Consider the following 12574-nt stretch of genomic DNA (forward strand, 5'->3'; position numbering starts at 1 on the left):
GATATGATATTTGGAAGGGATTAAAGAATTTCAGAGGAATAAATTAGGGAAGATACTAAATATGATGTGCTAGTAAACGAAGTACAAATTAAATAATATTATTATGAATATAACAATAGCAGCTATATTTTCTATATAATCATTGGAAATGAGAGATACAAGTTATGAGTAAGATTGTTAAAAGGTGCATCTATATTTATTGGAAACCACTATTTATTGTCTGAGAGACAGAGGCTAGCTTTGATAAGAGCTGTATCTTCAAAACAAGATATCGAAATGCGAAAGAATAAGGAAGTTACTAACAATTTAGAAAAAACTGTTATAAATATTGATGGAATATTACAAACATTAGATAATGTTATAACTAATAAATTTGAAATATAAGTATGGCAACAGACATTTTTTCTGTAAAGGATATTATGTAGATACTGTAGGAATAAATAAGAAGGAAATATAGGAATACATAAAAAATCAGTTACAGGAACATATAGCAAGTGATCAAATAAGCATAAAACAATTTATTGACCCTTTTTTACGGATGGTCATGACTTTGTTTCCATACATATATGAAATAAGCTGCCATAAAATATGGCAGCCATATTGTGGTAGTAATACAAATTTATTTTAAACTAATTAGCACTTGTATAACCACTTATATAGTGAATATGACCATCTTCAAGTTCAACTCTAGTTCTAAAGCAATGATAATGGCGTCCATTTGGTAGGTTGATTCCAGGACTTGTTTCAGTAATATATTTGTGTTCATGACCATCATTAAAAGTTGTAACACCTTTCATTTTGTGATTATGAGGTACTCTACTTGGTGCTTTAGAAGTAACCCCACCGTAATGATGAATATGACCTTGGTTGTATGTTGTAGTGCCTGAGTAACTGTGAGAATGTTGTAGCATTAAAATTCCTCCAAGTTAATTTATACATAAATAATATATGTCTGTTTTAGTTATAATGCTACATTTATCTGAATTTAAAGTTCTTCCGAGGCTATCCATAGATTCCAAGGAGAATAAAGTAGTATTTTTTAATGTAATACTAATACTTAAAAATGAGAATTATTTTAAAATATATTTGGATCTTTTTTATTAGGTCCCTCACCTTGATATCTCAAATGATTAAATGCAGGTCCCTCAACATTATCGCCATCATAGGTAAATCTAGAACCGTGACAAGGACAATCCCAAGTTTTTTCTGATTCATTCCATACTAATTCACAACCTAGATGCGTACAAGTAATATCAACTATGTGCAACTTACCATTTTCATCACGATAAGCACCAACTCTTTCACCATTTACGTTAATGACCTTTGCTTCCCCATTGTTGATTTTAGCATCATTCGGTACAGGGATAATTTTCCCCTTTAAAAGTGTAGATGCTACATTTAAATTTACTGATGCTAACTTAGGAAATGAACTTACATCAAATCTTGATGGACTATATACTTCTTCCCATGAACTTTCTTTTTTAGTGATAAGATCTGTTAAAATCATTGCTGATACTGTGCCATTTGTCATACCCCATTTACCAAAACCTGTTGCTACAAATATATTAGAGGTTTTTGAAGTAAGATACCCAATATAAGGAATATTGTCTACAGTCATACAATCTTGCGTTGACCACCTAAATAGTATGTTTTCTAAATCAAAGGTTGTTTTTGCAAAATCAGCTAAGTTTTTATAGTGAGCATTAGTATTTTTCTCACTGCCGGTTTTATGTGGTTCTCCACCTACTAATATAATTTCACTGCCATTATATTTTTGAGAGCGAAGAGAATGTCCTGACTTTTCAGCAGTTATGAACATACCCTCAGGAAATGGTTCTTTAACCTTAACTCCTAATACATAGGATTTTTCTGCATACATCCTGGCGAAGTACATTCCAAGCCCGTCATAACAAGGAAAGTGAGATGCCACAATTACTTTAGATGCAGACACTTTTTTGTCTTGATTTGTTAATACCACACAATGTCCATTATCGTTATCATCAACATCAACAACTTTTGTGTGTTCAAAAATATAACTTCCATCACCAGGTATTTCCTTAGCAAGGGTAAATAAATATTTCAATGGATGAAATTGAGCTTGGTCATCGAAGCGCACAGCAGCTTTTATATTAAAGGGAAGAGGTACTTTATCTAAATAGGATGCCTTTATCCCTAGACTTGAAGCAGCTTTCACCTCATTTTCAATTTTTTCTACGTATTCATTGGATTGGGTATATATATAAGCAGGTCTCCAAGAAAAGTCACAATCGATATTTTTTTCTCTAACTAAATTAGCAATAAAGTGAATTGCAGATTCATTTGCTTCTGCATATTGCTTTGCGTTTTCTTCTCCAATTTTTCTTAGCATATTATCATAAATTAAATCATGTTGAGAAGTTATTTTTGCGGTTGTATGGCCTGTAGTCCCATGAGCGATTTTATTAGCTTCTATTATAGCAACCTTTAAACCTTTTCGTTTTAAAAGGAAAGCTGAAGTGATTCCAACTATTCCTCCTCCAATTATAGCCACATCTACATTAATATCGTCGTCTAATATAGGACAATCTATTGTAGAGGTAGAACTAATCCAATATGGTTCATGAGTACTAGAGAAAACATCTAGATTAGGTAAATTTTCGTTATTCATTTATACTCTCTCCTTTAAGGTCTTTGAATATAATTATCATTTGCTGATGATAAAAATTTATGTATATAGTATTAGCTAAAACATTTTTTGGGATATGATTATAGGATTTTAAAAACTAAGTTGTAGTAAGTATTAATTATGTATTTTAAGGCTGCAGAATTTATCCTTAGGAAATAGCTTGTAGTAGCAGTTATGGATAACTTGCTGAAAGAAACTTTGTTTTTAATATTAGGAGATTATAAGAATTTAAATCTTTGGATAATTTGTGGACATATAAATATGATGTTATAATTTATAATATAATGTAAAAGGAGGGTTGAAAGCAGATGCTTAATCCTATAGTTATTGTTGCATAGCAAAGGTTATTGCAACAATCAGTTAAAAATAAAACTAAGATGTTAATATAGCCTTTGCTATTCCTAATTGTAATAAAACCTTTAGGAGGGCAAAATGAGCTATAAGAAAGCAATCTATATACTCCCTAATCATTTGCTTGAATAGGTGCAGAAATATGTAGATGGTGAGTTTATATATATTCCCAGAAAATCATGCAATAAAAAAGAAATACTAGTAGGTATTTTGGAATTAGTTAAAGGATTTGAAAAGAATAACATACTTGCGGTAGACGAAGTAGTAAGGTTGTATATTTTATAATATATTTAAGGAAATTATTGGTTTTTATTAGTTAAGGCATTAATAAGAAGATGACGTCTTAACTTTATTGTCTACATTTATAGTAACGTAAATTGTTTATGAACATCTGAGTGTATAAATAAAGATAAATCATTCCAACTCCTATTATCAGGTATTCATTCGGAAATTTAGATTTTTCTACTGTATGGTGGATTTTAAGTCTAAACGCATACGAACTGGCTTTTCGCAAATGCCAGGGTGAGGATACAATAACGGCTGTATTCAGTTCCTTGTTCTGCATGATTTCCCTTGAATTTACTAAATTTTCATATGTATTCTTAGCAAGTTTTTCACGAATTATATTACAATCAGGCACTCCTAATTCAATTAAGGCATTTGCCATGACATCAGCTTCTATATAATCGTTAGCAACAGCTGCACCAGAACAGATTATGACTCCAGCAATCCCTTCATGATATAACTTTGCTGCTTTACTTATTCGTTCTCGTAAAATTGGTGATACATCACCGTTTTTTTTGCAGCATAACCAAGTATAATAATCACATCTCTTCTTTGTCCATTATTATAGGCTGCTACTTTAAAACTGCTACGGATCATAATATACTCAACTATAAAGAACAATAATATTGAGCATAAAATATATAATATCATCATTTTACATATCTCCTTTTATATATGTTTTTTGATACTATTCAATAACATATAAATTATCCTTAATTCACACAAATCCACTATTTAATTTTATTACTAGTAATTATATCACAATTTGTATGGATAAAACTAACCTAACTCTAACAAATGTGAAATAATTCTGTTTGTTCATTACATTAGATTTCTCACAAGGGAGTTGATACTCACAGTTGCTTAATTAGTAGAATAATTTTGTTGTTCACAATAAAATGTATTTATATTATAATAATTTATATTTGCAGTATAATTAAACAATTGTATTGCTGAAATTTAGTACAATTTTGACATGAGGATATAAATATGAAAAATTTGCAAACGTATTATAATAAAAAAATGCCAGATCCAAATTTCGGTATAGATATATTCTTAGCAGAAAACTTTAAGAAAGGAAGAAAATTTAATACACATTGGCATGAAAATATGCAGCTATATTTTTTTACTGAAGGCAAGGCTTTAGTTGAATGCAATAAAAAGCGTTATTATGTTACAACTGACAGTATTGTAGTAATTAATAATAATGAACTACATTCCCTTGAAAGTTTAAGTGATGATCTGAAGTTTTATATAATTCGTATCGATTCTTCATTTGTGTTTAGTAATCAAGTTGATCTATGTCAGACAAAATTCCTTTCGCCACTGTCACAAAATCAAATATCTTTTCAAAATTTAATTGAAAATGACAAACAGATATTGGACTGTGTCACCATAACAATACAAGAATATTTTTCGAAGAAAATTGGGTATGAACTTGCTGTAAAATCCTTTGTTTACCAATTAATTGTCCTCCTATTAAGAAAATACATTAGTAAATTTCTAACTAGAAAAGAACTTATTTCAAAAGTAAATAATTTAAAACGTTTTGATTTGATTTTTAAATATATAGACAGTAATTACTCTAAAAAAATATGCATTGAGGATCTTTCAAATATTGTTCATATCAGTACCTATCATTTTTGCAGAATTTTTAAGGAAATGACAGGTAAGACAACTACAGATTATATTAATGGAATAAGACTGGAAAAAGCTGTTGACTATTTGAATAAAGGTGATATGAATATAACTGAAATAGCGTTAAGATGTGGATTTGATAGTATAAATTATTTTAGCCGTTTATTTAAAAGACATTATAATGTTTCACCAACAAAATTTAGAGAAACTTTATGATATAAATTGTTTTAAAAAGATATAACCTGTTATTTACCACACGTAAGTGGCATTTTCAATATAATCACAGGGATACTAGTAAACCCATGGTATTTTAAGTACAATAAAAGAGAAGATCAGATACTTCTGATTTCTCTTTTATTTTTATTAAGAACTATCTTACTTCTTGCTTTATAATAAATCTAAAGAAAGTGATTTATTATTTTTTATGCCTGTATAAATTACACAAAGCCTGTCTACAGTATATTAGCATCCATAAAATTTTAGATATTTTTCAATGTTTGATTGTATATATTTAGCACTGTGATTACCAGGGAATACATGATTTTGAGAATTTATGCCTTTCTCTTTCAATAGTTTATGTAAAATTGAACAGCCTTCATAAAATCTACCTTCATCCTTATCTCCAGCATCAAGATAGACATCAATATGAGAAGAAATATTATTGTTTTTTGCAATATATATTGGATCATATTTTTCCCATACACCAATGTCTTTATAATATGCTTTGTCTTCCTCTTCAAGTTTCAGTTCTAAAGCAGGCATATGCCCGCCTACTTTTGAAAACATATGTTGATGTCTTAATGTATTGTGAAGAGCTGCATACCCTCCAGCAGATGCCCCGCCTATATATCTTCCTTTTCTATTTTTTATAGTATTGAAAGTTTTATCTGTTAAAGGTATTATTTCATTCATAAAGTAATCTTCATACATTCCTAAATTTATAATTCTACTATTATCTCCAGTATCAGAAATCTCTTTACAGATTAAGGATGAATTCAATCCCCGGCTGTTTTCAATTCTTGGACATATAATTATCATAGGTTTAATTTCCTCATTTTTTATCATTCGATCAGCTATAGTGTTTATATCCATTTCAAACATTACATTTTCATCTCCACTTCTTCCATGTAGAAAATATAATACAGGCAGAGGAGTTAAACTATTATAGTATTTAGGTAAATACACCAACATTGACATTTGTTTAACAAGTACATCACTATAAAAATTTACTTTTTCTACTTTTGATCTATTCATTTTTATACCACCTCATTTGGGATTTTCAACTTAAATTGTTATGTTTATAATATCATCATTAACCATATTTATCATGAATAATCTTGCTTACTATTAGCATTATTTTGTCATTAATCCAATTGCTAAAACAGCTGGTTGGTAGGGGATGACTACCGAAGCTAAACAATTTTATCATTTCGACTTACTGAAGGTGAATTGATAGTATAAAATTACCAAATAAAATAATTAATATTATTGTTGACAATAGATAAATAATGTATTAATATTTTAAATAAATCCTAGTATTCATACTTGTTTAATGGGAATTAAAAACTAAATGCTATGATAAGAAATAGTAACATAATCTAAACTAACAGAGAGAATTCCTCATTGGCTGAAAGGGATTTTAAGTGTAAGTTATGTGAATGCATCTTTGAGCACTGCTTCGAAATATAGTAGACGGCAGCAGGTACGCCTGTTATAGCGTTAAGGTAAAAGGAGATATCGCTATATATTTATATAAGTGATAATTAGAGTGGAACCGCGGAAGTTAACTTCTGTCTCTAAATTATTAGAGGCAGAAGTTTTTTGTTTCTCAAAATCCGGAATTTGAGCAATGTACAAGATTTATTAATTATTACTTTGAAAGTCTAAAAAATATTAAAAATGAATGTAATTATGAAAATATAGGAGGAATTATTATGATAAAAAATAAAAAATTAGTAGGTGTACTAGCGTCAATATTAATATTATCAGGAGTATTAAGTGGATGTGGTTCAAAAGCAGTTAATAAAGCTTCTTCTAATGAAACTGCAAAGGTTATTAGGATTGGAACATCAGGAGGATATTATCCTTATACCTTTATGAATAAGAAAAATAAACTTGATGGTTTTGAGATAGATGTATGGAATGAGATTGGAAAAAGAACAGGTTATAAGCCAGAGTTTGTTACTGCTTCTTTTAGCGGATTATTTGGAATGTTAGATGCAGGAAAAATAGATACAATAGCTAATGAAATTACAATAACAGTTAAGAGAAAAGATAAATATTTATTTTCAAACCCTTATGTTTACTCAGGAGCACAGATTGTAGTTAAAAAGGATAATAACTCAATAGAAAAACTTGAGAACCTAAAGGGCAAAAAAATAGGGGTTAGCTTAGGAAGTAACTACGAGCAAATAATTAGAAATTTTGATAAGAATAAAGAAATAACTGTAGTAACCTATGAGGATGATGGAGGAATGAGACAGGATTTAGCATTAGGAAGAATAGATGCTTTAATGGATGATAAGGTATCAGCTATTGCAACAGTTGAAGAAAATAAAATACCTGTAAAACTTGCAGGAAATGATGTAGAACCATTAGAAAATGCTTTTCCATTTATAAATAATGAAGAAAACAAGGCAGTTGTTGAAAAGGTAAATAAAGCTATTGCAGACATGAAGGCGGATGGAACCTTTGAAAAAATATCCAAAAAGTGGGTTAAAATCGATATAACTAAAAAATAATTAATTTTAGGTGGTAATGAAGTTGAATGCAAATTTTGATTTGAAATATTTTATTGAAATAATACCAACATTAATAAAATACATTAACACAACTTTAAGTTTATCAGTAATATCAATGGCTATAGGATTAGTTTTAGCCTTGATTTTGCAAGTGATTAGAATGTATAAGATAAAAGGATTAAACTCTCTAGCTAAAATATATGTATCTTTTTTTAGAGGAACACCATTATTAGTGCAGCTATTTTTGCTATACTATGGGCTTCCACAGATAATGCCAATGTTTAAAACTATGAATGCTTACAGTGCAGCTATTTTAGGGTTAAGTTTAAATTCTTCGGCCTATATGGCAGAAGTCTATAGAGCAGCTATAAGCTCTATAGATAAAGGTCAGATGGAAGCTGCCCTTTCTGTAGGAATGACACATTGGCAAGGAATGAAAAGAATAGTAATGCCGCAAGCCTTAAGGACGGCAGTACCTTCTTTAGGTAATGTTTTTATAGATTTAATAAAAGGTTCATCTTTAGCCTTTACTTTAGGGCTAGTTGAAATACTGGCTCAAGCAAAAATGTCTGCTGCAGCCAGCTATAAATTCTTTGAAAGCTATTTAGCTGTAGCCATAATATATTGGATTATTATTGTAGCTTTTAATTATCTTCAAAGTATATTGGAAAATAAAATGAATAAAGCATGCTAGGATGTGAACAAATGATTAAGATAAAAGGTTTAAAGAAAAGTTTTAAAAATTTACAGGTGTTAAAGGGCATAGATTTAGAGGTTAATAAAGGTGACATTGTAGCCATTATAGGACCTTCAGGTTCCGGTAAATCTACTTTTTTAAGATGTATAAATTATTTAGAAAAACCTGAAAGTGGAACTGTACAAGTAGGTGAAGTTTTCATAGATGCGGCTAAAGTGAAGGATAAGGACATATTGAAGTTAAGACAACAGTCTGCTATGGTGTTTCAATGCTATAACCTATTTAAGAACAAAACTGTCCTAGAAAATATCACTGAAGGTTTAATAATAACAAAGAAATCAAATAAAGTTAAAGCAGTAGAAATAGCAGAACAGCTATTAAAGTTGGTTGGACTATATGAGAAAAGAAATAACTATCCAGCCACTTTGTCAGGAGGACAACAGCAAAGGGTAAGCATTGCCAGGGCAATGGCTTTAAATCCAGAGGTTATCCTTTTTGATGAACCTACTTCTGCACTGGATCCAGAATTAGTTCAAGAAGTACTTAATGCTATAAAAGTTTTGGCAGAAAGGCATATGACTATGATTATAGTTACTCATGAAATGACTTTTGCAAGGGAAGTGGCAGATAGAGTGGTTTTTATGGATGGAGGAGTAGTTGTAGAGCAAGGAACACCAGAGGATATATTTGATAATCCTAAAGATGAACGGACTAAAAAATTTCTTAGTTTCTTTTCCTAGGGTTTTGCAAAATTAAAATACAGAATAATTTCAAAAGTAGATATAGAGGAAATATAGTAACAGTATTTCTTGACAGATGAAACAGATATTTTAGTAAAAATATATATTAAATACTCTATATGTAAATATACCTGCTGCAACAGCTATGGAAACCTTGAACAAACAGGGAAGAATATTAGCATTAGAAAGAAAAATTACAGAACATTATCTAAATTAACTAAATCTTTCCTGTTTACAATCAGAAAGCTTTTAGAGCTATTAATTATCCCATATTTCTAACTTCGATATTTTTTATCGATTTCCTTATCCACAATTTTTGAATCCCCTTTAATACTAATGTGAGGTATTTCCTTTTTTAACCTTTCAGTTAAATGCTTTACCTCTTTATATTGATGGTTATTAACTGAAACATCTTCTAAAGTTACTGGCTGCTTGTGTATGTGGATACGTTCTTCACTGATGGGTATTCGAATAGTTTCAGTATGAACATCTGATTTGTTACGGAATTGTGAATCAAAAACAGTTTTTTCAATAACAAGTTCCTCACGTTTTACAGGTACAGTAATATTTTTTTCTTCGGTTAAAACTTCTTTGTGAATGGATACTCCACCAGTTTGTATTTTGTTCTTAGATATTTTCATCTGTTCTTCGCGAAGTTGCATCTTTATATCACTATCTGCATTATGAGGAATCTTCTTTGGAATTGTTTCAATATCGTTCTTATATGTCTTACTCTGAACCATTAGCCTACCTATAATTACACCTACAATAATGCCTAATATAGTTCCTATTATGATTGGATCAATTGATGTAATTATAAATATATTTACAAATCCGGGTATAGTTAAAATAGAGAACTTATACAAAATAGCAATTATAAAACCAATTATTCCGCCAATAGTAGCACCTGTTAAATATTGAATACTTTTTATGTTAGATACATCTTTGTTTAACATGCTCTATCCTCCTAAAAAACACCTCCTAAATCTAACATATAATTTGAGAGGTGTTTTTTTATTTATTTTATAAATTCCTTAATGGAAGCCATCATCTGGATTGTTATCTACTATATTTGCATCACCATTTGTGTTTATACGAGCTTCTTCTCTTTTTAGGTTCTCATCCACTTGCTTTGTTTCTTGGACTTCACGTTTATAAGCAGACACTTCTCCAGTTACCACTGTGTGTTTATCCACATTAACCTGTTCTTCACTGACTGGAATACGTATGGTCTCCTCGTCACTAATAGGTGTATCACTAGCTTCGTTATTTATTGATCTTCTTTCGATAACAACTTCTTCATGAGTAACAGGAACATCAACTGTTTTTTGTTCTTCAATAATTTCTTTGCTTAGTTCAACTTCACCTTTTTGAACCTTGCTTTTATTTATATCAAGTTCTTCCTTATGAAGTGTAAGTCTTCCTTCATCTTTATTTTTCTTATTATCATCGTCATTGTCATTGCCTAAAATATTGTCAAATAAACCCATCATAAGTATTACCTCCTATAAGTACATATTTTCAATTCATTAATATTTTATCCCTGCTAGAGTAATATATCCTTTGTGAAATATGGAGTTAAAGTAAATAGATTACAACAAATAAATGCTATTTTCATATATGATATTTAAAGAACTACATTTTTCAATCGATACCTTTAAAATTTAGTTTCTACCATTAATGTATAAAAAACTTAAAAATTTTAAACACCATATTATTCGGTAAAAGTATTATCAGATTTAGGAGAATTTGATTTAAACGTGCCAATAGATAGAGAATGAACTTAAAAACAGAGGAGTTACTGAATTAATGTAAAAATATTTAATATTTTAAAATAACTAGGCATCAGGATAATAATACTCTTACCTAGTTATTCTTAAACACATAATTTTAAAATTTTTATGGAAGCTTATACAAAATTATTGATAGGCTCCAACAATAATGGAAAAAATTTTAGAACAAAGTGCAATTAATTGGAATTTTCCTATAGAACAATAAAAAAAGAGCTTATTTAGGATACACATTACAAATCACCTAAATAAGCTCAAAGAGAAATCTTTTATTAAAATTAAGTTAATACATATTGGCATAATTTCAATAATAGAGAAATTTCTTATATTTTTCTTTTATCTTCTCTATCATTTGTTTCACAATTTCTTTCCCTTGATACTTCGGATTTACGAAAACGTAATGAATGTAAGCAACTAGTTCGCTGTCGTCCAGTGCTCTGACAAGCCATACCAGATTTTCTCCATTTCAAGCCGTAATTACTGTACCAGAATTCATTAATGCCTTATGTAGTCTGTTTGGATATTTACTGGATACCCAGCCAACGGATAAAAATAACTTTTGAATCACTTCTTTTGTAAATATTTTTTTGATTTATATTGAATTTCTATCATTTTTACACCCCTCTAAAATACTATACAGATTGATTCACCATATTCCACGCACAAAAAACAAGAAATGCCCCAAAAATAGCATTAATGAACTTAAAATGTTTCAAATAAATGTCCTGTATTTTTATCCCATCAATGCCCACATAAAAGTAGCAAAAGACCCCACTGCTGTAATGAGAATCTCTGTAATAATCATTGAGTATATGGATTGATAATATGGCACAATATATCCGCTTAATAATGTGATTCCATAAAAATATATTTTAACATTTACAAATTGCAGCAAAAAACCTGTCCAAATACCAAAAAATAATTTTCTTCCTTTTTCCCATCCATGCTTGGTCATTGTGTTGAGTGCTAGTATATTTCCTGGTCCAGGAGTAAATGAATTGATTAACATATAGATAATCAATGCCCACAAAACAGTGATAGGCATTTTTACACCCCCTAGTCATTTTAAGATATAAATTTTTTCAGCGTCACATTTAGCAGTAGGAAAAAAAGCCCAATGCCTTTATTCAGTATTGGGCTTTCTGGATATGTCATGTAGCTAAGAATATTTTTGATTACAATACCTTCTTGTTATCAGCTTCTGGAGTTGTAACGATGACTTGTTTTGGAGTAATGATAAGCGCTCCCTTCGCAGTTGCTGCACCATTAAACATGTCAGAAACCAATTTTTTAAAAGTATCTACAACCGGGCCTTCTGTCACATATTCAGCAGTACCTTTGATTTGATATCCTTCCATAGTTTCTCCGTTGCACGTAGAAACAGCTATCTTACCATTAGCCTTGATATTAGAAAGGGTTGTATTTAAAAATACATCTCCAACTACCAGCTTACCATCATCTGTGACATCCTTAAATGCCACTGGTACAGCATTAGGTTCATCAGAATATGTGCCCAAATACCAAAGTTGCTCTTTTAAAAGTTTTACTACATCTGCGTTCATTTAAATCTTCCTCCTTTTTTATACAGCTTTAGCTGCTTAACTCAGTATCATTATACAGAACGCAATATAGAAAAATAAGATATTAAGAAATTTATAAGTCACTAA

Annotated in this window: 14 protein-coding genes, 1 pseudogene and 1 other annotated feature; of the genes and pseudogenes, 6 read left to right on the forward strand and 9 right to left on the reverse strand. The window is 29.9% G+C overall.

What is annotated here, in order from left to right; genetic code table 11:
* Positions 1 to 174: 174 nt before the first annotated feature.
* Positions 175 to 384 carry a DUF434 domain-containing protein gene (locus tag J2Z24_RS00600; RefSeq protein WP_035144297.1) on the forward strand — a complete coding sequence of 70 codons (210 nt, stop codon included), beginning with the start codon at positions 175 to 177 and terminating at the stop codon, positions 382 to 384.
* Positions 371 to 532: pseudogene (locus J2Z24_RS21980) on the forward strand (IS200/IS605 family transposase); the annotation flags it as partial. The gene J2Z24_RS00600 and the pseudogene J2Z24_RS21980, both read left to right, overlap by 14 nt.
* 97 nt (positions 533 to 629) lie before the next feature.
* Here the strand turns inward: J2Z24_RS21980 and J2Z24_RS00610 are convergent.
* The 3 genes from J2Z24_RS00610 to J2Z24_RS21850 form a co-directional block, all read right to left on the reverse strand.
* Positions 630 to 911 (reverse strand): YmaF family protein, encoded by a 282-nt coding sequence (locus J2Z24_RS00610; RefSeq protein WP_035144299.1) that lies wholly within the window; start codon positions 909 to 911, stop codon positions 630 to 632.
* Positions 912 to 1075: 164 nt separating this feature from the next.
* Positions 1076 to 2647: an FAD-dependent oxidoreductase gene (locus J2Z24_RS00615; protein WP_035144300.1), complete on the reverse strand. Its 1572-nt coding sequence runs from the start codon at positions 2645 to 2647 to the stop codon at positions 1076 to 1078.
* A gap of 718 nt (positions 2648 to 3365) precedes the next feature.
* Positions 3366 to 3794: an ElyC/SanA/YdcF family protein gene (locus J2Z24_RS21850; RefSeq protein WP_206538596.1), complete on the reverse strand. Its 429-nt coding sequence runs from the start codon at positions 3792 to 3794 to the stop codon at positions 3366 to 3368.
* Between the two features lie 497 nt (positions 3795 to 4291).
* Here J2Z24_RS21850 and J2Z24_RS00625 point away from each other — a divergent pair, with 497 nt between their 5' ends.
* Entirely contained in the window at positions 4292 to 5155 is an 864-nt protein-coding gene (locus J2Z24_RS00625; RefSeq protein ID WP_035144301.1) for an AraC family transcriptional regulator, read from the forward strand.
* 246 nt (positions 5156 to 5401) lie between these two features.
* Here the strand turns inward: J2Z24_RS00625 and J2Z24_RS00630 are convergent, their stop codons facing one another.
* The gene (locus J2Z24_RS00630) at positions 5402 to 6193 is read right to left on the reverse strand and encodes an alpha/beta hydrolase (protein ID WP_035144303.1); all 792 of its coding nucleotides are present in this window, start codon (positions 6191 to 6193) and stop codon (positions 5402 to 5404) included.
* A gap of 312 nt (positions 6194 to 6505) precedes the next feature.
* Positions 6506 to 6740, forward strand: a binding site (T-box leader).
* 133 nt (positions 6741 to 6873) lie between these two features.
* Between J2Z24_RS00630 and J2Z24_RS00635 the strand changes: the two genes are divergently transcribed.
* Genes J2Z24_RS00635 through J2Z24_RS00645 form a run of 3 tightly spaced genes read left to right on the forward strand, consistent with a single transcriptional unit; the run spans position 6874 to position 9117 of the window.
* The gene (locus J2Z24_RS00635; RefSeq protein ID WP_035144304.1) at positions 6874 to 7680 is read left to right on the forward strand and encodes an amino acid ABC transporter substrate-binding protein; all 807 of its coding nucleotides are present in this window, start codon (positions 6874 to 6876) and stop codon (positions 7678 to 7680) included.
* A 16-nt stretch (positions 7681 to 7696) separates the two neighbouring features.
* On the forward strand, positions 7697 to 8374 hold the full coding sequence (locus tag J2Z24_RS00640) for an amino acid ABC transporter permease (protein ID WP_035144306.1): 678 nt from the start codon (positions 7697 to 7699) through the stop codon (positions 8372 to 8374).
* An 11-nt stretch (positions 8375 to 8385) separates the two neighbouring features.
* Positions 8386 to 9117 carry an amino acid ABC transporter ATP-binding protein gene (locus J2Z24_RS00645; protein ID WP_035144307.1) on the forward strand — a complete coding sequence of 244 codons (732 nt, stop codon included), beginning with the start codon at positions 8386 to 8388 and terminating at the stop codon, positions 9115 to 9117.
* Between the two features lie 275 nt (positions 9118 to 9392).
* On the opposite strand, the gene J2Z24_RS00650 is transcribed toward J2Z24_RS00645, so the two are convergent.
* The 5 genes from J2Z24_RS00650 to J2Z24_RS00670 form a co-directional block, all read right to left on the reverse strand.
* On the reverse strand, positions 9393 to 10073 hold the full coding sequence (locus J2Z24_RS00650; protein WP_035144309.1) for a YsnF/AvaK domain-containing protein: 681 nt from the start codon (positions 10071 to 10073) through the stop codon (positions 9393 to 9395).
* A 78-nt stretch (positions 10074 to 10151) separates the two neighbouring features.
* Positions 10152 to 10610 carry a YsnF/AvaK domain-containing protein gene (locus J2Z24_RS00655; protein WP_173702730.1) on the reverse strand — a complete coding sequence of 153 codons (459 nt, stop codon included), beginning with the start codon at positions 10608 to 10610 and terminating at the stop codon, positions 10152 to 10154.
* A gap of 601 nt (positions 10611 to 11211) precedes the next feature.
* Complete coding sequence (locus J2Z24_RS21185; protein ID WP_111947823.1) at positions 11212 to 11361, reverse strand: GNAT family N-acetyltransferase; 150 nt, start codon at positions 11359 to 11361, stop codon at positions 11212 to 11214.
* 279 nt (positions 11362 to 11640) lie between these two features.
* Positions 11641 to 11952 carry a LysE family translocator gene (locus J2Z24_RS00665; RefSeq protein ID WP_035144310.1) on the reverse strand — a complete coding sequence of 104 codons (312 nt, stop codon included), beginning with the start codon at positions 11950 to 11952 and terminating at the stop codon, positions 11641 to 11643.
* A gap of 130 nt (positions 11953 to 12082) precedes the next feature.
* Positions 12083 to 12469, reverse strand: coding sequence for a pyridoxamine 5'-phosphate oxidase family protein (locus tag J2Z24_RS00670; protein ID WP_035144311.1), 387 nt, complete (start codon positions 12467 to 12469; stop codon positions 12083 to 12085).
* Positions 12470 to 12574 lie beyond the last annotated feature (105 nt).

It is taken from the genome of Clostridium tetanomorphum (assembly GCF_017873215.1).
Classification (GTDB): Bacteria; Bacillota; Clostridia; order Clostridiales; family Clostridiaceae; genus Clostridium_AO; species Clostridium_AO tetanomorphum.